We start from the raw sequence: 20163 nt of genomic DNA, 5'->3' as shown, positions 1-20163 counted from the left end.
GACGAACGCGCAGGCGCAGAGGAACGCGCCGGCGCCGAGGAAAGGCAAGACGATCGAAGCAGTGTGGTCGGGTACCTGGGTCGCAGAGCGGCTGGGCGTCAGCCTGGACGACTCCGAAGGGGGTCCGCGGCTGACGGAGCTGCTCGGGCTGGCCCTGCGGCGCAACCCCAAGCGGGCGCACCTGCTCGTCTCGCAGGTGCTGGGCAAGCACGTCCCGCAGTCCCCGCAGACGGTGTACGCCGCCGGGTACGGGCTCGGCGAACGCGTACGGGCCCTGCTCGGCGAGGACGGGGCCGCCGCGGCGGTGGTCCTCGGCTACGCCGAGACCGCCACCGGGCTCGGCCACTGCGTGGCCGACGGCCTGGGCCGCGCCCCGTACCTGCACTCCACCCGCCGGCCCGTGCCGGGCGTGGAGCCGGCCGGCGGCTTCGAGGAGGCGCACTCGCACGCCACCTCGCACCTGCTGCTGCCCGAGGACCCGCAGCTGCTCGCGGGCAGCGGTCCCCTGGTCCTCGTCGACGACGAGTTCTCCACCGGCAACACGGTCCTGAACACCATCCGCGACCTGCACGCCCGCCACCCCCGCTCGCACTACGTGGTCGTCGCCCTCGTCGACATGCGCTCCCCGGCCGACCGCGACCGGCTCACCGCCTTCGCCGCCGAGCTGGGCGCCCGGGTGGACCTCGTCGCCCTCGCCTCGGGCACGGTCTCCCTCCCGGACGACGTCCTGGCCAAGGGACAGGCCCTGGTCGAGGAACACGAGGCAGCCGGGCAGAACCAGCCCCTCCGGAGTTCGGGGAGCGGGGTCCGCGGCGGAGCCCCGGCGGACGGCCCGCAGCCGGTCACGCGCGTCGACCTGAACTGGCCCTCCGGACTCCCCGACGGCGGCCGCCACGGCTTCACCCTCACCCACCGCGCCCGTCTGGAGGCGGCCCTGCCGGAAATCGCCGACCGGCTCGGCGCAGCGCTCGGCACCGGACCCGGCCGGGTCCTCGTACTCGGAAACGAAGAGCTGATGTACGCGCCGCTGCGCCTCGCGAAGGCCCTGGAGGAGGCGGGGGCGGCCCGCGAGGTCCGCTTCTCCACCACCACCCGCTCGCCGGTGCTCGCCGTGGACGACCCCGGCTACGCCATCCGCACCCGGCTGGTCTTCCCGGCCCACGATGCTCCCGCCGACGGCCCCGGCGACCGGTACGCCTACAACGTCGCGGGCGCCGGCTTCGACGCCGTCGTCGCCGTCGTCGACTCCGCCGGCGACACCCCCGAACTCCACGCCGGGCTGCTCGCGGCCCTCGCCCCGCACACCGGCCGCGTCGTACTGGCCGTCGTCCCGTCCTACACACCCGGCCCGTCGGCCACGTCGGCCACATTGGCGGCATCAGTCACGTCGGCGACATCCGACATATCCGAGCGGCAGGAGCCGATCATGCCCGAGCCCCTGCGCGGCCCCGCCTTCTCCTCGTACGCCCCCGAGGACGTCGGCTGGCTGCTCCAGGACTTCTCCGACGTCGAGCTGGAGGCCCCGACCGAGGAGCGGGAGGAGGCCATCCAGGCGGGCGGCGCCCACTACGCCGAATCCCTGCCCGTCGAGTACCAGCCGTCCCCCCAGTACCAGGAGCTCTACCAGAGCGCCCTCACGGCCTCCGCCGCCCGCATCGCCCGGGCCGTCGGCACCGTCACCGAGACCGTCCTCGCCGAGCGCTCGCCCTCCCCGGTCCTGGTCTCCCTGGCCCGCGCAGGCACCCCCGTCGGCGTACTGATGCGCCGCTGGGCCCAGGCCCGGCACGGCCTCGACCTGCCGCACTACGCCGTCTCCATCGTGCGAGGCCGCGGCATCGACGCCAACGCCCTGCGCTGGCTCGCCGCCCACCACGACCCCGCCGACATCGTCTTCGTGGACGGCTGGACGGGCAAGGGCGCCATCACCCGGGAGCTGCGCGAGGCCCTCGCCGAGTACGAGGGCTTCAACCCGGAGATCGTGGTCCTCGCCGACCCGGGCTCGTGCGTGGACACGTACGGCACCCGCGAGGACTTCCTCATCCCCTCCGCCTGTCTCAATTCCACCGTCTCCGGTCTCATCTCGCGTACGGTTCTGAGGTCCGACCTGGTCGGTCCCGCCGACTTCCACGGCGCGAAGTTCTACCGCGAGCTGGCCGGAGCCGACGTCTCCGTGGCGTTCGTCGACACCGTCGCCGCCCACTTCGACGAGGTGGCCGACGCCGTCGACGAAGAGGTCAAGGAGCTGCTCGCGGCCGACCGCACCCCGACCTGGGAGGGCTGGGCGGCGGTCGAGCGGATCAGCGAGGAGTACGGCATCCACGACGTGAACCTCGTCAAGCCCGGCGTCGGCGAAACCACCCGCGTGCTGCTGCGCCGGGTGCCGTGGAAGATCCTGGCGCAGCGCGGCGCCGGGGCGGACCTGGACCACGTACGGCTGCTCGCCGAGCAGCGCGGGGTCCCGGTGGAAGAGGTCGACGGGCTTCCCTACACCTGCGTAGGACTCATCCACCCCCGATTCACGCGCGGCGCCACCGGCGCCGACGGAAAGGCTGTGGCCTCGAAGTGACTGTCCTCGTAGCCAGTGATCTCGACCGTACGCTCATCTACTCGACGGCCGCCCTCGGCCTGACCATGCCCGACCCGGTGGCCCCGCGGCTGCTGTGCGTCGAGGTCCACGAGAGCAAGCCGCTGTCCTACATGACCGAGACGGCGGCGGGCCTGCTGGCGGAGCTGACGGCCGACCCCACGGTGGTCTTCGTGCCCACCACCACCCGCACCCGCAAGCAGTACCAGCGCATCCGCTTCCCCGGCCGCCCGGCCCGCTACGCGATCTGCGCCAACGGCGGGCAGCTGCTCGTCGACGGGGTGCCGGACCGCGACTGGCGGCGGCAGGTCGCGGCGCGCCTGGCACGCGAGTGCGCCCCGCTGGAGGAGGTCCACCAGCACCTGCTGTCCACGGCCGACCCGGCGTGGCTGCGCAAGGCGCGGGTGGCGGAGGACCTCTTCGCCTACCTCGTCGTCGAGCGGGCCCTGGTCCCGGACGAATGGCTCAAGTCGCTGACGGAGTGGTCCGAGAGCCGCGGCTGGGCCGTCTCGCTCCAGGGCCGGAAGATCTACGCCGTCCCGCGCCCGCTCACGAAGAGCGCCGCGATGCACGAGGTCGCCCGCCGGACGGGAGCGACCACCACCCTCGCCGCCGGCGACTCGCTGCTGGACGCGGACCTGCTGCTGGCGGCGGACGCGGGCTGGCGCCCGGGCCACGGCGAACTGGCCGACGCGGCCTGGACGGCGCCCTCGGTGACGGCCCTGACCACCGCGGGCGTCCTGGCCGGTGAGGAAATACTCCGCGCGTTCACCCGTGAGGCGGGCCGACTCGGCACACTGGGCGCATGACCAAGGGCAACAGCACCAAGATCACGGACGAGCTCTACCAGTACGTGCTCGGCCACAACCCCCCGCTGGACGAGGTCCAGCGGGGGCTGGTGGCGACGACGTACGAGAAGTTCCCCGACGTCGCCGGAATGCAGTCGGCGGAGGAGCAGGGGCCGCTGCTGGCCTTCCTGGTCCGGCTCACGGGCGCGCGCCACATCGTCGAGGTCGGCACCTTCACCGGCTTCTCGGCCCTGTCCATGGCCCAGGCCCTGCCCGCCGACGGCCGCCTCATCGCCTGCGACGTCTCCGAGGAGTGGACGGCGTACGGCAGGGAGGCCTGGGAGAAGGCGGGCGTCGCGGACCGCATCGAGCTGCGGATCGCACCGGCCCTGGAGACCCTGCAGGCGATGCCGGCCGAACCCCACATCGACATGGCCTACGTGGACGCCGACAAGCAGAGCCAGATCGCCTACTGGGAGGAGCTGGTGCCGCGGCTGCGTCCGGGCGGCCTGATCGTCACGGACAACACGCTCTACCACGGCACGGTCCTCGACGAGTCGGCCACGGGCGCGGCCGCCGGCGTCCGCGCCTACAACGAGCACGTCGCGGCGGACCCGCGCATGGAGTCCGTCCTGCTGGCGATCTCCGACGGCCTCACCCTCTCGCGCAAGCGCTGACGTTCCCGCCCGGGATCAGCCGCAGCCGCCACCACCGCAGCAGCCTCCGCCGCCCGCCGCCCGGGCGGGCGCGGGGGCACTGCTGGTCCCGCCTACGGCGACGGCGGACAGCAGCTTGACGGTGTCGGCGTGCCCGGAGGGACAGTCGGCGGGAGCGGAGGACTCCGCCATCGGCCGGCTGACCTCAAAGGTGTCGTCGCAGGTCCGGCAGCGGTATTCGTATCGAGGCATGCGCACAGGCTAAGCGCGCCCGGCAGCCGCGCGCTACGTACCGCGCGGCTGCGTACACGCGGCTTCGTATGCCCGGCTACGGACAGCGGCCGTGCATCACGGGCGCCGTCCCCTGGGTGCGCCGCGCCCGGTCCTCGCGGGCCGCCTGCTCGGGGTGGCGGGCACGCCAGTACGGATTGTCGTGCGGCAGGGCGCTGCCCACCCGCCCGTACATCCCGAACCACATCAGCATCACGCCGACGACGAAGCTGAACAGCACGTTCTGGATCTCGAAGGCCAGGAAGTTCAGCCCCGTGTCCAGCAGCGCGAGATTGATGAACCCGCTCGCGATGAACGCCACCCCGAGCACGATGTTCAGGGTGGAGGCGAAGGTCCCGCCGATCACCATCCCGACGAACAGCAGCACGCCGATGCAGATCGAAAGGACACTCAGGGCGCCGTTGGTGTTCAGCGCGAGCACCGTGTCCCCACCGGTGTCGAAGAACCCGATCTGGTCGATGAGCCCGAGGACGCCGAAGACGATCAGCAGCAGCCCGGTCAGGCCGGCACCCACCCGGTAGACCTTGCCGAGCTTGTGGTCGACGGGAAGGTGGTCGTCGAGGCGCGCATTGACGGGATGCATCGCGCGCTCCATGCGCCGGGAGACCGTGTCGGCGAGGCGTGGCGGAGCGGGGGCGTTCGGATCGGGCTCGTGAGCCACGAAGGGCGCGTAGTGCTCATGCGGCTCGGTGCACCCGTACGCCGCGTGGGCCACGTACGGCCCCGGCTCCTGGGCCGCAGTCGTACGAGGCTTGTGGAAGGTGTGGGCAGCCATGGTGCCCTCCTCTGGTCCGTTCCCGGCACCTCCCAGCATCCGCCGCCGGACGCCACGAAACAAACGGGAGCCGCTCCCGCCCGGGCCGACGCCGCCGCGCGGACCGAACCGGGCACGCATCGCACGCCGCGCCTGTCGGCCGCGTGTGGCCGCCGCGCAGCCCCTCCGCGCAGCCCCTCCGGGCGTGTCCGCCGCGCAGGCCCGCCGCGCCTGCTGGCCACGCAGGCCCGCCAGGCAGGCCGGACACGCGTGCCGGCGGCCACGCAGGCCCGCTGCGCGTGGCCGCCACGCCTACCAGCCTGCGTGCCTGCCACGCGTGCCCGCAGGCGTGCACCGGACACGCACGCCGCCACGCGTGCCCGTCCGCCAGCCCTGCCCGCGCTCTACGCCTGCCCGCGCTCCGCCCCTGCCCGCGTTCTACGCCTGCCCGCGCTCCGCCCGGATCCCGCTCACCACCCGGTTCACGGCAGCCCGTACGTCCTCCATCTCATGCAGGAACGCCCAGTAGTCGGGGTGTCGGCCCTCCAGCCCCTCCAGCGCCCGGCTCACCCGCGCCACCGCATCGTCCAGTGGCCGCGCATGCCGCGGATCCGGCACGCTCCGGCCCGCCATCGCCAGCCGCTGCGCGTCCCGGATCGCGAACCGGGTCCGGTCCACCTCCGCCTGCGGATCCCGCGCCACCGCCTCCAACCGCGTCAGCCGGTCCTGCGCCGCCGACACCGCCTCGTCCGTCGCGTCCAGCGAGCCGCGGACCGCCTCGATCAGCACGCCCACGTCCGCCCAACGCTGCTCGTCCCGCGCCCGGCCGGCCTCCTTGAGCCGGTCCTCCGCCTCGGCGACATCCCGTACCGCCTGGTCCGGCACGTGCTGCAGGTCCTGCCAGCACGCCGCACTGAACCGCCGGCGCAACTCGCTCAGCACCGGATCCACCCGGTCCGCCCGGTTGCGCAAGGCCTGCGCCCGCGTCCGCAGGCTCACCAGCCGCCGGTCGATCTCCGCCGCCCGCTCCGGCAACCGCGCCACCTCGGCCCGTATCGCCTCGGCGTCGCGCAGGATCCGGTCGGCGCGCTGCACCGTCTCCTGCACCCCGTGCTGCGCCGCGCCCTGGTTCAGCTTGGTCAGTTCCGGACCGAGCGCCGCCAGCCGCGCCGCCAGATCATCGGCCCGCATGCCCTTGGCCCGTACGGCGTCCAGGGCGTCACTGGCCCCTATCAGCGCGGCCCTGGCCCGCTCCCGGGCCGGCGCGACCCGGGCGAGCTGCGTCTCGGCCTTGTCCAGCAGCGGCTGCAGCCCCTGCGCGAACCGGTCCAGCTCCCCCTTGACCCGCACCAGCTCCTCGCGCGCCCGAGTCAGCTCCTCCCGGGCCCGCGTCGCCACGGAACCCTCCAGCTCGGGCCGGTCCAGATCGTGCGCGTCGACCGCCTCGATGTAGACATGGCTGACCTGGTCGATCCGCTGCCCGAGCGCGGCGAAGCCCTCGGTCGCCTGCCGCGCGGCGGGCGACCCGTCCGCCGCGGCGATCGTCTCGATCGAGATCCGCAGATCCCGCTGTGCCGTATCCAGCTCGTAGAACGCGGCCGCGGCGGCATCCTTCGCCGCCTGCGCATCCGCCCGCCGACTCTCGTCCCGCCCGCCGAACCACCGCCGGGATGCCGTCGTCACAATCCCTCTCCCGTACCGCGTCCGCCATGCCCCGCTCCATTCTCCCCCACGGCAACGGGTTTGCGTGGGGGGCGTGCACGCCATGTAGGCTGTCCACTCATCCACGGGTGCGTAGCTCAGGGGTAGAGCGCTGCTCTTACAAAGCAGATGTCGGCGGTTCGAAACCGTCCGCGCCCACCAGTGAAAAGGCCCCCAACCGATCATGGTTGGGGGCCTTTGGCGTCTGCCCTGGAACCCAGCAGCAGCCGGTAACTCTGGGGGTGGGGCGGCGTGGTGGCTTCGGGGTGGCGGTTCTGGGCTGGGCGCCAACGCGAATCCGTGAGACCCGCCTTGCACCGGCTCTGCCCTGGAACACCGGTGGTTTCCGGTGAGGGCGCGAATTCGATTTTCGCTTCCCGCTTCGGGTTTCAGGTCCAGGTCGCAGAACCGGTCCTGGGCGGCGCTTCTGACGGTCACGAGGGGTTTCGGGCGCGTCCCGGGCTTAGATGGCGGGAGGCGGCCAGGCAGGAGGAGAGCCAGGTCGCCTCGGCGCGGTGGATGATCAGGCCGGCGACGGTGATCACCCCGTTCGGTTCCCCGTCGACCCGTATCGAGTGGTCGCCGACTCGGAACATGTCCCAGTCCGCGTCGCTGTGCCAGAGCCGGGCGCTCTTCTCGCCCCGGCGCTGAGCGAAGACGAGTTCCTCTCCGAACTCGTTCATGAAGTAGCCGACGTAGTCCTTGTCGGCGATCTCGCCACCGCACAGACGGGCCAGCAGCGGTTCGATGGCAGGCCGGGCGTCGTTCATGCGGCGGGCTCCTCGTCCGCGGCGGAGTCCTGTTGTGCCGACGAGAGGGCCAGCATCCGGGAGGCCGACTCCAGCAGGGTCTCGTAAGTGATCACTTCTATGCGCGCCGCATGGGTGTTGTAGGTCCGCAGCGTCTCCGCGATGTCCTGGGCTGTGACGGTCCCGGTCACGTACCGCGGATGCCCGATCACGACCGTTGCCGAGGCGCGGCGGGTGTCGACGCCGTGGTCGGCCAGGATGCCGTGGCGGTTCTCGTCCATGGCCCGGAGGTAGTTCTGCGCTTGGGATACGGCGTGATGCGCCGGGGCGCCCAGCATGAGGTGGCCACTTCGCCGGATGACCAGGTCCTTGATGTTGGCGCGCTTGAGTTCCACCACGTGCAGGGACCCGTCACCGCGGAGCAACGGGATGTCGAGGATGGTGTCCGGGGTGTACTGGCGGCGGGCCAGCTCTGCGACGTAGGCCCCGCCGAACATCCACTCCTGGTTCTTCAGACACGCATGGAGGGCGCTCTCGGAGCTGTCCGGGTCCTCGACTGCGGTACGCAGGGCAGCGAGGCCCTCTCGTCTGGCCCGAAGTTCGAGCATCTGGGCCAACAGCCCGGCGTCCACGTCCTCCAGGACGTCGCTCATCATCCGCGCGGCTTCGACGGAGGCGGGCCGGGGCAAGTCCCGCAGGACCATTTCCATGTGCCCGTACACCTGGAGGCGCCGTACCTCCCGGGTGGAGAGGCGGATCCCGCCCTCGCCGGTCCCGAGGCCCACGTAGTCGGACGACTGGGCGATGCCACGGAACAGGTCACGGGCGTCGGCGGCGGTCGCATCAGGGTTTTCGCGGCACAGGACTTCCAAGGCGGCGACAGCCCGGTCGGCCCCCATGGCGGTCATCCTCCGCATGAACTCCTCGCTGCGCTGCCGCGCTTCGTCGTCGTAGTAGTGCTCCAGGATTTCGAGGAACAAGTCGCCTCCGGCATAGGCGGCGAAGCGCTGAAAGCGCTGAGCAAGCTCGAAATCCCCGCATAAGACCGCTTCTTGGGCCGTGTCTTCCAAGGCGTCCACCAAGGGCCTCCCCTTGCCGTATGTCCCGCCGAGTCCGCCCATGATGCTCAGCACCGCGTCGATGCGCTCACGCACGCGCCCGTCCTCGGTGAGCTCTGCTGCCGCTTGGACCATCTGCCGGAGCGTGAAGCCGGATCTGAATGTCGCCATGCGCGTGACTCTAGGAGGGGGCACTGACAGGCTGCAGGAACGTGCGAGACGTACGGGGACGCCGGAGCCGTGCGCAGTGGCGACGGCATCATGGTCTCCATGACCTCTGGAGCCGGCAGTGCACCCGTCGAGAGCACCCAAGTGACGGCCGTGATCGATGGGGTCGCGCACGTCTTCACGTGGGAGGCGGACGCGCGGATCGAGGTGCGGGACCTCGGGGGAGAGGTCGTGATCGAGGCGAATGCGGCCGGTCTCAGGACGCTCGCAGGGCATCTGCTCGTGCTTGCCGGGGACGGTGTTCCCGATGGGAGTCACCTGCACCTCGAAGACGGCAACGGTCTGGAGGACGGGTCCGTGGCCCTGGTCTTGGAGCGCTGCGACGATGAGTGAGGGCGCCCGGCTGCTGTAGCGGAGCTGGGCGCGGAGTTGAAGTCCGCGGCTCCTCGCACCCCCGCCGATCACGGCGGGGGTCTCTCGTGTCCGCGTCCGGCCGGGCTCGCGTGGGTGGTCGTGGTCGGTCGCGGTGGCACGGGTCGGTTCGGTCGTCAAGTCACGTGATTTCCTGCCACGGAAGTTCGGGTCATGACCTGCTTCGGTCGCAGGGGCCTAATGGCGATACGGCTCGTGCAGAGCCAGTGGTGGCCCGCGTGCGCCGTCCGGGACGGCCCTGGCGGTGCGATGTGCGGGACACCTTTCCCATTCCCCTGCGCGAAAGGACGTGGCAGCCATGTTTCCCGCTCCCGCCCATCCCCTCTGTGTCGAAGCAACGCTGGATCCCCGGCTCACCCGATGGAAGTGGCTGGTGAAATGGATCCTCGCCATTCCGCACTACGTCGTTCTGTTCTTCCTGCAGCTCGCGTTCCTGTTGCTGAGCGTCGTCGCGTTCTTCAGCATCCTCATCACCGGCAGCTACCCGCGGCGACTCTTCGATTTCAACGTCGGCGTCATACGTTGGACTACGCGGGTCAACTACTACTGCTCAGCGGTGATGGGCACCGACAAATATCCGCCGTTCACCCTCAAGGACGTGACCGACTACCCGATCCGCGTCGACATGACCTATCCCGAGCAGCTGTCCCGCGGCCTGGTCCTGATCAAGTGGCTGCTGGTCATCCCGCAGCTGCTGGTGATCACGCTGATGGTCACCAGCGGCTGGAGGGCGTACCAGTACCTCGACGACTACAGTCCGTTCTCCTCCGGCCTCATCGGTCTGCTCACCATGGTCGCGGTGGTCATCCTGACGTGCACCGGGAGCTATCCGAGGGGTCTGTTCGACTTGCTCATGGGCCTGATGCGCTGGATGCTGCGGGTGCTTGTCTACGCGTCCCTCATGACCGACGAGTACCCGCCGTTCCGGCTGGACATGGGAGGGCGCGAGCCCGTGGCAGGAGCGATGGAGCCGGCGGGCGGCGGGTGAGGAACCACGTCGCCGAGGCTCAGGAAGCGTCCTAGCCCATCCGTGAGAGCCCCCCACCGATTGCGGTGGGGGGCTCTCGTCATGTCCGCCACGCCGGGAGCACTGACGGATGCGCCGTGCTGCACGTCCACTGGTGGGGTGTCATCGCAGGTCAATGGATGTCCGGGGGTGGCTGGACAGGCCTGTGGGAGGTGGTTGGGCGAAGCCGTCGCGATGCCTTGCCCCGGAGCTGCCGCAGGGCGCCGAGCGTGCGCTCTCCGCGTCCGCTCCAGAGCCGCCCATCCTGGGTGTCTGAGCGGACGAGTAGACGAGTAGACGAGCAGGCGAGCGGACGAGCGGCGACTGTTGGGGGTTCTCTTGACCGAATGGAAGCAGGGGAAGTGCGGGTGGCCCGTCGAGGGCGGAAAGCGCTGTTCCAACCTGACGTTGAAGGGCACGTCCCGGTGCTGGCGGCACCAAGGCAAATGGACCAGGCGAGGACGGCGGGAGGAGGAGAAGAACGCTGCCAAGCCGCAGAGGAGGTGGGCTGGGCCGGCGGCGGCGTGACCTCCGCCTTCGGCATCCCGCCCGGCAAGCGAAAAGGCCCCCGACCGCTTTCGGTCGGGGGCCTTCTCGAATGACTTCAGTTGTCGGCCGTGGCATCCGGCACTAGTGCCCACCCTCGTCCGGTGCCGGGGGAGTGTCCGTGCCGGGGGGCGGCGGCATGTCCGTGCCCGGGGGCGGCGGCGGGGTGTCCTTGCCCGGGGGCGGCGGCGTGTCCGTGCCCGTGCCGGGCGGAGTGCCGGTGCCGGGGGGCGGCGGCATGTCCGTGCCCGGGGGCGGCGGCGGGGTGTCCTTGCCCGGAGGCGGCGGCGTGTCCTTACCGGGGGGCGGCGGGGTGTCCTTGCCCGTGCCGGGAGGAGTGCCGGTGCCCGGGGGCGGCGGGGTGTCCGTACCCGGAGCCGGCGCCGGCGCCGGGTTGGGCTCCGGCTTGTGCTCGCAGTACACCTTGTTCTTGAAGAACTTGCAGCCCGGCATGTTCTCGACGTCACGGATCCTGTTGCCCCTGTTCCTCTTTTTGCCGCTCTTTTTGTTCTTCTTGCCCTGGCCGCCGCGGTCACCCTTGGCGTGGTCGAAGTGACTGGCCGCGACGCTGGTCGCCTCGCTGGTGTGCGTCGTCGTGGCGGCGAATGCGCTGGTGGGCAGCAGCGCGCCTCCTCCGACGAGCGCGGCCGAAACGGCCAGCATGGTGAGACGCTGCTTTCGGGAAGTGCGGATCATAAGAGTTCTCCTTCTGTGGGAAAGGTCGGGCTGGGAGATTCCAGTAAGCCCGCTGTGCACCTGGCACGTCATGCCACCGAATCTCGGGACTTGACAGGGGCCACGGCGTGGAGGCGGCCCGGGGGGTGGTCCCGGTGACCACGGAAGTGGTCGGGTGCCGGCTCGGCCATCCGTGTGCGGGAGTACGTGAAGAGCCCGTGGCGGGCGGCGGAGGGGCGCCGGTCCCGTGCATGCGAAGACCCCCGGCCAGTGGTGGTCGGGGGTCTTTCGATGGGGCGGATCAGGCGTTGGGGCGCTTGCCGTGATTGGCCTTCTTCTTCTTGCGGGCCCGACGCTTGTTGCCTCGTTTGGCCATGGTGCGAGTCTCCCTCAATTGGTGACTTTTCATGACTTCGTCAGTCTAGATTCGGGCCGAGACCTCCGCATCAGCTCCACCCCGACGGCGACGCGAATCACGAAATCGGGCGGGGTCGAGCTGCGTCGGCAGCGGGATAGTAGGGGTATGTGCCGTTCCATTAAGACCCTGCGCCCGCCCGCCATCCCCGAGAAGGCCACCGAGGAGGAGATCCGCGCCGCCGCCCTGCAGTACGTACGGAAGGTGTCCGGGTTCCGGGTGCCGGCCGCGCACAACCGCGAGGTGTTCGAGGCGGCCGTGGACGCCGTCGCCGAGGCCACCGCGGCGCTGCTCGACGGGGTGCACGTACGGGGACAGGCCGCCCCGGCGTAACCAGGGCCCGACCCGGCCCCGACCAGGACCGCCCCGGACCCGGCCTACGCCGTCTACGCGGCCCCGGTCCCCGCGGCGCGGCGGCGCAGCACCCAGACCCCGGCGCCGAGCGCGCCCATGGCGAGGGCGCCGCCGACGGCGATCTGCCCCGGGCTCATCGAGCCGATGCTGCCGCCCGTACCGCCGCGTGCCGCGCCCGCGGTGACCTGCAGCGATACGGTGACGCGCTCGCCGCCCGGGCCGCCGCACTCGAAGGTGACGCGGTGCGTGCCCGGGTTGGCGTCGCGGAAGACGGTGGCGCTGCCGAAGAGGTTGGCGGCCTCCAGATTGCCGGGGGTCAGCCGTACCTCCCCGAAGGCGGTCGACGTGGCGCGGCCGGTCTTGGTCCCGCAGCCTTCGATATTGAGGGCGACCCGGGCGCCGGGGGCGACGTTGGTGGGGGAGACACCGGCGGAGGGGGCGGCGTACGCGAGCGTGACGGGAGCGGTGGCGGCGACGATGAGGGTCGCGGCCGCGACGGTCATCAGACGTCGGGATGTGACGGGTGACGTGGCAGGCGGCTTGGCGGGCATGGAGAGAACTCCTCGGCTCCTCGAAACGGCGCGGCCAGGGCACGGATGTGACGCGGATTCGGTTGCGCACCGTGCTGTGGACGCTAGGAGCCCGGGCCGGGGGCGGCGATCGGGGCCGGGTGAACGGGTGAGCCACTGCTCCGCCCGGGGGAGGGGGCCACGGACTTCCCGCACACGGTGCCTTGCCAGCGGCAGTCGTGCCCGTGGACGTCCGCCCGTGGAAGTCCGCGGTCGATGTCCGCCCGGGACCTTCGCCCGCGGGCGTCCGAGGCTGAGGAGAGTGCCTACGCCGCGGGCACCGTCGTCGCGGTCGGGCGGCGGACGAGGAAGGCCGCCAGGGCGCCCGCCGCGAAGAGGGCGACGAGCGAGACTGCGGTGCCGAGCCATTGGGTGCCCAGCCACTGGGTGCCGAAGTAGCCGAGGGCGACGCTGTAGCCGGCCCATGCCATGCCCGCCAGGACCGACCAGGGCAGGAACTCGGCCACCTTGCGCTGCGTCTTGCCCGCGCCCAGGGACACCACCGAGCGCCCGGCCGGGGCGAACCGGGCGATCACCACGAGGGCGCCACCGCCGCGTGCCAGAGCCGTGCCGAGGCGCTCATGGGCCCGGGTCAGCCGGCGGGAGCGGGCGATGGCCCGGTCCAGCCGGGCTCCGCCGCGCCGGCCCAGCCGGTACGCGGCCATGTCACCCAGCACCGACGCCGTCGTGGCGATGACCAGCAGGAGCAGGATGTCCGGCACCTGCGCGGGCACCGGTACCGGTCCTGCCGCACCGGCGGCAGCGGCGGCCGCGGCGGCGGTGATCACCAGGACCCCGCTCGGCAGTACCGGAAGGAAGACGTCGAGCACGACGGACACCGCCACCAGGGCGTAGATCCATGGGCTCGCGGTCAGCGACCCCAGCGTCTCAAACAAAGCGGGACTCCCCAGTCCGATTGACGTGCTGCGGCATGAAGCGCCGCGACGTCGCGGGGGAGCGGCAGGAGCGGCTGACAGCCATACAGCGTACGCCCGGCGCCCGTAACCCGGGTGCCCGGGGCGGTTGCCGCACCGCCGCCGCGTCAACTCCACCGCCATCGCGGCCCGCTGCCCGAGCCGCCTCCGCCGACCGAAACCGCCCGAAACCCACCGAACCCGCCGGATCCCGCTACTCCGCCACCTCTGCGGCCCCGGCCAGCCGAAGCCCTTACCCGGCTGGTGCCTTACTCCGTCGGTCGCCTACTCCGCCGGTCCCCTACTCCGTCGCGGTGAGGTCCCGGTCCAGCACCGTCACCAGCCGGGCCCCCTCGCGCTTCTTCCGCGCCTGGTCCAGCCGAAGCCGCGCCGACCGCCCCGACAGCGCCAGCGTCATCAGCTGGTTCCCGAACCACGGCCCACCCGTACGCCGCCAGTTCAGCGGCGGCCGCCCCGTCCGCCCGTGCAGCGAGAAGCCGCGCCCCAGCCACCGGCCCGTCCGGGACCAGCCCAGCCGGAATCCCCACTTCACCGCGGTGTGGATGGAATTGTGAACCGGCGAGCACGTCAGCTGGAACACCCGCGCCGTACTCGGTATTCGAGGCTCGGCCACATACGCGTGATGCACGTCCCCCGACAGCACGCACACCGTCGCCGGGGCCCGCGGCCCCGTGCCCACCTCCTCGATCAGATCGGTCAGCGCCGCGAACGAGGCCGGGAACGCCGCCCAGTGCTCCAGATCGCTGCGCCGGCGCAGATCCTCCCCGATCCGCGCCCACCGCGGCCCCCGGTCCCCACGGCACAGCGCGGCATTCCACGTCTCGGCATCGTGGATCAACGGCGGCATCAGCCAGGGCAGCGAGGACCCGATCAGCAGGTGGTCGTAACCCCCGTGCCCGGCGAGGGCGTTCTCCCGGAGCCACTGCTGCTCCGCCGGATCGAGCATCGCCCGCCCGTCCTCGGCCAGCACCCGCGCGGCCCGGGTGTCCACCATCAGCAGCCGGGTCCGGCCGAAGTCGCGGCGATAGCTCCAGCGCACCGTGCCCGGATCGGCATCCGCCGCGGACGCGAAGGCCCGTAGCGCGTCCGTACCGTCGGGGGTGTCCCGGACCGCCCCGTACAGCTCGTCGGCGGCCAGCTCGGACGGCGAGAGATTGCCCAGATGCTGGTACACCCAGTACGACATCAGCCCGCTGAGGACGCGCTCCCGCCACCACGGCGTCGCCCGCATCTCCGCCAGCCACGCCGCGCTCGTGTTCCAGTCGTCGATCACGTCGTGGTCGTCGAATATGTGCAGGCTCGGCACGGTCGACAGGAGCCAACGGATCTCCGGATCGAGCCACGACTCGTAGTAGAGCCGCGTGTACTCCTCGTAGTCCGCGACCTGGGCACCGGGCGCCTCCCGCAGATCCCGCCGGGCCGCGAGCCACTGCCGGGTCTCCTTGGACAGCGCATCGGCGTACACCTGGTCGCCGAGCAGCAGCAGGACGTCCGGGCGGACCGCCTCCGGATCGGCCGCCAGCCGCGCCGCGAGCGTGTCGAGCGCGTCTGCGCCGTGCGGACCGTGCCGGCCGGCAGGCGGCGCGGCCTGCCGACAGGAGCCGAAGGTGACGCGCAGCCCGGGCGCGGGCCGGCCGGGGCCCGCCACCGCCGGAGCGGCGATCGTGCTCGGCGGGAATCCGCTCTCGGGCAGCGGCCACACGCGGCGGCCGTCGAGCAGCACCTCGTACGCCGTCGTCGTGCCCGGGGTCAGGCCGGTGACCGGCACCAGCGCGTAGTGGTGGCCGGCTATCTGGAAGGTGCGCACACTGCCGCCCGCCCCGTCGGCGCACCGCACTTCGGCCGTGCACGGGCGGTCCGCCTCGACCCATATCGTGGCCGATCCGCCCGTGTCCCAGTCGACGTGGCGCAGCAGTGGCCCCAGACGCAGTCCGGCCATGCAACTCCCCCTCCTCCGTAGCCCCTTCGATCACGGTACGACGGGAGGGGGGAGCGACGCCTCCCCCTGGCGGGGGAAAGATCGGACGACCGGGGTCAGCAGCCGTTCAGGATGTTGACCAGGGCCGTCTTCTCACCCGAGTCCATGCTCAGGCCCCAGTACTGCTTCACGTCGACCCACATCCGTGCGTACGTACAACGGTAGGCCGTGCGCGGGGGCAGCCACTTGCCGGGGTCGAGGTCGCCCTTGGCCTGGTTGACGTTGTCGGTGACCGCGATGAGCTGCGGCCGGGTGCGGTCGTTGGCGAACTGCTGGCGCTTGCTGCTGGTCCAGGAGTTGGCGCCGGAACGCCAGGCCTCGGCGAGCGGGACGACGTGGTCGATGTCGAGGTCGGCGGCGGCGGTCCAGGTGGCTCCGTCGTACTCGGAGTACCAGCTTCCGCTCACCGCGGCGCAGGACGAGTCCTGGACGACGTTCACACCGTCCCGCTTGAGGACGGTCTCGCGGGTGTTGCAGGTACCCGAGACGGTGCTCCAGTGCGGGAAGAGGTCGCGGCTGTAGCCGCTGGTGGACCCTTCGGTCTTCGGCGTGACCGTGGCCAGGTACGCGCGGGCGGCCGAGGCGCTGATGGGGGTGGGCGGGGCGGCCTGGGCGGCCGGGGCGTTGAGGAGGGAGGTGAGTGCGGCGAGGGCGGCTGCTGACGCGAGCACGCCAATTCGACGCGCGTAGACATTGGATATGAGTGCCATGAGGGGCTCCCTGGGTGCGGGGGGTGTGGCCGTGCGGCCCCGGCGGGCCGTGGCCATGCTGACGGCGCCGGGTGTCGCAGGGATGGGCGCCAGGTGACAGCCTGGCGACATGGGCACGTCACATCAAGTGGAGCAATGGCCCTGATTTAAATGGAAGTTGAGATTCCGAACAGTCGGAGCGCGGTCGGAGTGTGGTCGGGGTGCGGTCGGAATCGAGCCGGAGTGGGGTTGGGGCGGAGCCGGAGCGGGGCCGGAACAAGGTCGGGACGGGGTCGGAACAGGCTTGGAGTGCGGTCAGGGCGGGACCAAAGGCCCATTCCGGCACGCCGGGGGCGTCGCGTAGTCTGTTCGGAGCAGAAGGGGAGTAGCTCTTCGCCGGACCGTCGACATACTGCTGGGTCACCCCAGCCGGCGCCCGGAGGCAGGCCGCGCACAGCGGTCGGCCAGCGAGACCTTCGGCCGCAGTGTCCTGTTCACGCGTGGACGCGTTTCGTACGCGCACACGCACGCCAGGGCGCCGCCGAGCCGAAGCGACCCCTGAAACACCCCAGGTCTCTCGGTACCGATGGCGTCCTGCCCGACCGATTGAGGTTTCCACCCCCGTGTTCAGCTTCAGCATCACGGCGATCGCCTTCGGCGTCGTCTTCCTTGCCGAACTCCCCGACAAGACGGCCCTCGCCGGCCTGATGCTCGGCACGCGCTACCGCGCCTCCTACGTCTTCGCGGGCGTCGCCGCCGCCTTCGCCGTACACGTCGCCCTCGCGATCGCCGCCGGCAGCGTGCTCACCCTGCTCCCGCACCGCCTCGTCCAGGCCGTCGTCGGCATCCTCTTCCTCCTGGGCGCGGCCATGCTGCTCCTGAAGAAGGACGACGGGGAGGAGGCGGTCAAGCCGCCCGCCGACCAGTCCTTCTGGAAGGTCTCGGGGGCCGGCTTCATGCTGATCCTGGTGGCGGAGTTCGGTGACCTGACCCAGATCATGACCGCGAACCTCGCCGCCCGGTACGACGACCCCGTCTCCGTCGGCATCGGCGCCGTGCTGGCCCTGTGGGCGGTCGCGGGCATCGGCATCCTGGGCGGGCGCACCCTGATGAAGTACGTACCGCTGCGACTGATCACCAAGATCGCGGCCGCGGTGATGGCGGCGCTGGCCGTGTTCTCGCTGTACGAGGCGATCGCGGGCTGACGGGCGGGCCGCCGGGTGGCCGGGTGGGTGAGGAAGGGTGAGGTCGAGCGGCACGGGTCGAGCCGCAGGTGGCGGGGGATATTCCGTTGCGGGCCGCACGTGACCGACACCACCGCCCCCACGGGCCCCTCCACCCATCCGGCGCCCCAGCCCGTATCCGTATCCGTACCGGCGTCGGACCGGCAGTTCGGCTGGTCCAACATGTTCGTCCACCCCGACGAGGACACCCGGACCGACGGGGGGTTCCAGGGCGAACGCGCCGTACTCGCCGGCTACCTGCGCGACCAGCGGCTGACGCTGGAGCTCAAGTGCGCGGGCTCGACGCGGAGGCCCTCGCGAGGCGCTCGGTGGAACCGTCCAACCTGTCCCTCCTGGGTCTCGTACGCCACCTCGCGGGGGTCGAGCAGCACTGGTTCCGGCAGGTCATGGCGGGCCAGGACGTACGCCGCCACTACCGCTCGGAGGAAGACCCCGCGGGCGAGTTCACCGGCGCCGTGGCCGACCCGGCGGTGGTCGCGGACGCATGGGCGACCTGGCGGGCCGAGGTCGCCTTCGCGGAACAACTCGTCGCGCAGGCCCCCAGCCTGGACGTCACGGGGGAGGCGGGGGGAGCGGGGGACGCGGGCGACGAGCCGATGGAATCCGCGAGGTCCTGGTCCACATGATCGAGGAATACGCCCGCCACAACGGCCACGCGGACTTCCTACGGGAACGCATCGACGGGCGGGTCGGACAGTAGGGGCGGAATCGCGACCGGGGCTGGGGCTCGGGGCGGGACTCCAACGCCACCCCGGTAGCAATTCCGCCCCGCCGGCTCCCGCCACCCCGAAGCCCAGCCCCGAGCCCCGCGCCCTCAGGCCTCCGAACCCGCCGCCACCGTGATCTGGATCGCGCCGTCCGGGGTGGTCGTCACGGCCAGGGTCGTCAGGTCCGGGACGTGGGTCGTCGGGGCGTGGGCGGCTGCGCGGGGGCCTACGCCGATCACGCGCATGCCCGCCGCGCGGCCGGCGGCTATGCCTGCGGCCGAGTCCTCGAAGACGATGCAGTCGGCCGGGTCCACGCCCAGTGCGGCCGCGCCCTTGAGGAAGCCCTCGGGGTCGGGCTTGCTGGCCTGGACGGACTCGGCCGTGACCCGTACCGCGGGCATCGGGAGGGCGGCGGCCGTCATCCGGGCCGTTGCGAGGGCGGCGTCCGCGGAGGTGACCAGGGCGTGCGGCAGGGCGGCGATCGCCGTCATGAACGCCGGAGCGCCCGCGACCGGGACCACGCCGTCGGTGTCGGCGGTCTCGCGGGCCAGCATCACCGCGTTCTCGGCGTGGTTGACCTCCATCGGGCGGTCCGGCAGGAGGACGGCCATGGTGGCGTAGCCCTGGCGGCCGTGCACCACCTTCAGGGCCTCCTGCGGGTCCAGGCCGTGGGACAGCGCCCAGTCCCGCCAGCAGCGCTCGACCACCGCGTCGGAGTTGACGATCGTGCCGTCCATGTCCAGGAGCAGGGCCTTGGCGGTGAGGACGACGGGTGCGGTGGTGGTGCTGGCCGGCATCGGCGGGGCTCCAGACGGGGCGGGAAAAGAGAACAAGTGGTTCCGTCCACCGGTCAGGGAATGAGGACGGAACCACTTTGTTCCTACACGATACAAAACAAAGGGTGGTCCGCGCCACCGGCCGATGTGTGACCCCTATCCCTCCAGCGCCTTGCGGGTCACGGGCCCGTAGACGCCCCACTCCTGGTCGTCGATGCCGCGGTCGTACTGGAACTGCGACAGCGCGTCCTCCACCCTCCAGTCGAACCTCCCGCTGATCTTGCCCCGGTACAGACCCTGCGCCGACAGCAGACGCTGCAGCTTCTCCACCTCCGGACCCGAGTCCCCGAGCCGCAGGATCGGGGCCTGTGAGGCCGGCGGGGCCGACGAGCGGCTCGCGCTGGGCGACGGGCTCGCGGACGGCGGCGCGGACGACCGGGACGCGCTCGGTGACGGGGACGGCGAAGTCGACTTTGACGCGCTCGGCGACGGGGAGGCCGAGGCGGACGGGCTGGCCGGGGTCCGGGTCGGGGACGAGGACGGCGCGGGCAGGGCGGCGCTCGCCGCGGGGGCCGGCGCCTTCGCGTCCACCAGGGCGGCATCGCTCCCCGCGGAGCTCGGCAGCACCCACACCGCCATGGCCGTCCCACCGAGGGCGACCACCGCCGCGGCGCCGATCAGCACCGCCAGCGGCCGGCGTGAACCGGAGCCGGTTCGCTTCTCCGGGCCCCCGCCCCCGCCCCCACCCCCTCCGCCGCCTCCGTATGTGTGGTCCGGTTCCGGGATCGCCCGGAGCTGGACCGTCTCGGCCGGGTGCGGGGCGTGCCCCGGCGGCCCTTCCTGCCACGGTCCGGCTGCCGGCGTCACGGGTATCCCGTACGCCGGGGTGTCGTCCTGCTCCTGCTCCTGCGCCGGCACCGGTGCCGGGTGCGGGTGCGGGGTGACCACGCCCGACACCGGGGGCGGGGACACCTCGGTGTCCTGCTCGCCCGGGTCGGACAGCGTCACGTACGGACGGATGCGCAAGGGGTTGAAACCCACACCCGGCGCACACCCGCAGCCGACGCCGACAGCGCCGCAATCTGGAC

The 20163-nt window shown here is 71.8% G+C and carries 20 protein-coding genes, 1 tRNA gene and 1 pseudogene; 9 read left to right on the top strand and 13 right to left on the bottom strand.

The window, feature by feature from the left end:
- Positions 1-52 precede the first annotated feature (52 nt).
- The 3 genes from OG472_RS16430 to OG472_RS16420 are packed head-to-tail and all read left to right on the top strand — an operon-like array spanning position 53 to position 4049.
- On the top strand, positions 53-2566 hold the full coding sequence (locus OG472_RS16430; RefSeq protein ID WP_405943187.1) for a phosphoribosyltransferase: 2514 nt from the start codon (positions 53-55) through the stop codon (positions 2564-2566).
- On the top strand, positions 2563-3393 hold the full coding sequence (locus OG472_RS16425; RefSeq protein ID WP_405941672.1) for an HAD family hydrolase: 831 nt from the start codon (positions 2563-2565) through the stop codon (positions 3391-3393). The genes OG472_RS16430 and OG472_RS16425 overlap by 4 nt, the downstream gene beginning before the upstream one ends.
- Positions 3390-4049 carry an O-methyltransferase gene (locus tag OG472_RS16420; protein WP_405829987.1) on the top strand — a complete coding sequence of 220 codons (660 nt, stop codon included), beginning with the start codon at positions 3390-3392 and terminating at the stop codon, positions 4047-4049. Before OG472_RS16425 ends, OG472_RS16420 begins: the two co-directional genes overlap by 4 nt.
- Positions 4050-4064: 15 nt before the next feature.
- On the opposite strand, the gene OG472_RS16415 is transcribed toward OG472_RS16420, so the two are convergent.
- The 3 genes from OG472_RS16415 to OG472_RS16405 all read right to left on the bottom strand — a co-directional run bounded on the left by OG472_RS16415 (position 4065) and on the right by OG472_RS16405 (position 6756).
- Positions 4065-4280, bottom strand: coding sequence for a zinc ribbon domain-containing protein (locus OG472_RS16415; protein WP_327413766.1), 216 nt, complete (start codon positions 4278-4280; stop codon positions 4065-4067).
- Between the two features lie 76 nt (positions 4281-4356).
- On the bottom strand, positions 4357-5094 hold the full coding sequence (locus OG472_RS16410) for a DUF4383 domain-containing protein (protein ID WP_401601755.1): 738 nt from the start codon (positions 5092-5094) through the stop codon (positions 4357-4359).
- 417 nt (positions 5095-5511) lie between these two features.
- Complete coding sequence (locus OG472_RS16405) at positions 5512-6756, bottom strand: hypothetical protein (RefSeq protein ID WP_401601752.1); 1245 nt, start codon at positions 6754-6756, stop codon at positions 5512-5514.
- A 105-nt stretch (positions 6757-6861) separates the two neighbouring features.
- Here OG472_RS16405 and OG472_RS16400 point away from each other — a divergent pair.
- Positions 6862-6936, top strand: a tRNA-Val gene (locus tag OG472_RS16400).
- A gap of 272 nt (positions 6937-7208) precedes the next feature.
- On the opposite strand, the gene OG472_RS16395 is transcribed toward OG472_RS16400, so the two are convergent.
- Positions 7209-7544, bottom strand: a complete 336-nt coding sequence (locus OG472_RS16395; RefSeq protein WP_405941671.1) for a hypothetical protein — start codon at positions 7542-7544, stop codon at positions 7209-7211.
- A complete protein-coding gene (locus OG472_RS16390; protein WP_405941670.1) occupies positions 7541-8752 on the bottom strand; it encodes a Shedu anti-phage system protein SduA domain-containing protein in 1212 nt (403 codons plus the stop codon). Before OG472_RS16390 ends, OG472_RS16395 begins: the two co-directional genes overlap by 4 nt.
- Positions 8753-8851: 99 nt before the next feature.
- On the opposite strand from OG472_RS16390, the gene OG472_RS16385 reads away from it, so the two are divergent.
- Both OG472_RS16385 and OG472_RS16380 read left to right on the top strand, forming a co-directional pair.
- Entirely contained in the window at positions 8852-9142 is a 291-nt protein-coding gene (locus tag OG472_RS16385) for a hypothetical protein (protein WP_405941669.1), read from the top strand.
- Between the two features lie 337 nt (positions 9143-9479).
- Positions 9480-10169 carry a DUF4389 domain-containing protein gene (locus OG472_RS16380; RefSeq protein WP_405829979.1) on the top strand — a complete coding sequence of 230 codons (690 nt, stop codon included), beginning with the start codon at positions 9480-9482 and terminating at the stop codon, positions 10167-10169.
- 648 nt (positions 10170-10817) lie between these two features.
- Here the strand turns inward: OG472_RS16380 and OG472_RS16375 are convergent.
- Together OG472_RS16375 and OG472_RS16370 are read right to left on the bottom strand one after the other, a co-directional pair.
- On the bottom strand, positions 10818-11429 hold the full coding sequence (locus tag OG472_RS16375) for a hypothetical protein (RefSeq protein WP_405941668.1): 612 nt from the start codon (positions 11427-11429) through the stop codon (positions 10818-10820).
- A 280-nt stretch (positions 11430-11709) separates the two neighbouring features.
- The gene (locus OG472_RS16370; RefSeq protein ID WP_100661309.1) at positions 11710-11784 is read right to left on the bottom strand and encodes a 50S ribosomal protein bL37; all 75 of its coding nucleotides are present in this window, start codon (positions 11782-11784) and stop codon (positions 11710-11712) included.
- Between the two features lie 147 nt (positions 11785-11931).
- On the opposite strand from OG472_RS16370, the gene OG472_RS16365 reads away from it, so the two are divergent.
- Positions 11932-12156, top strand: coding sequence for a DUF2277 domain-containing protein (locus tag OG472_RS16365; RefSeq protein WP_266484671.1), 225 nt, complete (start codon positions 11932-11934; stop codon positions 12154-12156).
- A 53-nt stretch (positions 12157-12209) separates the two neighbouring features.
- On the opposite strand, the gene OG472_RS16360 is transcribed toward OG472_RS16365, so the two are convergent.
- From OG472_RS16360 to OG472_RS16345, 4 genes are all read right to left on the bottom strand, one after another.
- Positions 12210-12728 (bottom strand): hypothetical protein, encoded by a 519-nt coding sequence (locus OG472_RS16360; RefSeq protein ID WP_401601740.1) that lies wholly within the window; start codon positions 12726-12728, stop codon positions 12210-12212.
- Between the two features lie 284 nt (positions 12729-13012).
- Positions 13013-13642: a DedA family protein gene (locus OG472_RS16355; protein WP_401601737.1), complete on the bottom strand. Its 630-nt coding sequence runs from the start codon at positions 13640-13642 to the stop codon at positions 13013-13015.
- Between the two features lie 319 nt (positions 13643-13961).
- Positions 13962-15620: an alkaline phosphatase D family protein gene (locus tag OG472_RS16350; protein ID WP_405941667.1), complete on the bottom strand. Its 1659-nt coding sequence runs from the start codon at positions 15618-15620 to the stop codon at positions 13962-13964.
- Between the two features lie 95 nt (positions 15621-15715).
- Entirely contained in the window at positions 15716-16360 is a 645-nt protein-coding gene (locus OG472_RS16345; protein ID WP_405943186.1) for an HNH endonuclease family protein, read from the bottom strand.
- A 611-nt stretch (positions 16361-16971) separates the two neighbouring features.
- Between OG472_RS16345 and OG472_RS16340 the strand changes: the two genes are divergently transcribed.
- Entirely contained in the window at positions 16972-17553 is a 582-nt protein-coding gene (locus OG472_RS16340; protein WP_401601731.1) for a TMEM165/GDT1 family protein, read from the top strand.
- A 201-nt stretch (positions 17554-17754) separates the two neighbouring features.
- Positions 17755-18292, top strand: a pseudogene (locus tag OG472_RS16335) (DinB family protein).
- Between the two features lie 114 nt (positions 18293-18406).
- Here the strand turns inward: OG472_RS16335 and OG472_RS16330 are convergent.
- Together OG472_RS16330 and OG472_RS16325 are read right to left on the bottom strand one after the other, a co-directional pair.
- Positions 18407-19096, bottom strand: coding sequence for an HAD-IA family hydrolase (locus tag OG472_RS16330; RefSeq protein WP_405941666.1), 690 nt, complete (start codon positions 19094-19096; stop codon positions 18407-18409).
- Positions 19097-19231: 135 nt separating this feature from the next.
- Positions 19232-20101 (bottom strand): peptidoglycan-binding protein, encoded by an 870-nt coding sequence (locus tag OG472_RS16325; protein WP_405941665.1) that lies wholly within the window; start codon positions 20099-20101, stop codon positions 19232-19234.
- Between the last annotated feature and the right edge of the window lie 62 nt (positions 20102-20163).

The sequence above is a fragment of the Streptomyces sp. NBC_00207 genome, assembly GCF_045160965.1.
Classification (GTDB): Bacteria; Actinomycetota; Actinomycetes; order Streptomycetales; family Streptomycetaceae; genus Streptomyces.
The sequence above is the reverse complement of the archived record's forward strand: the minus strand, read 5'-3'. Positions and strand labels throughout refer to the sequence as shown.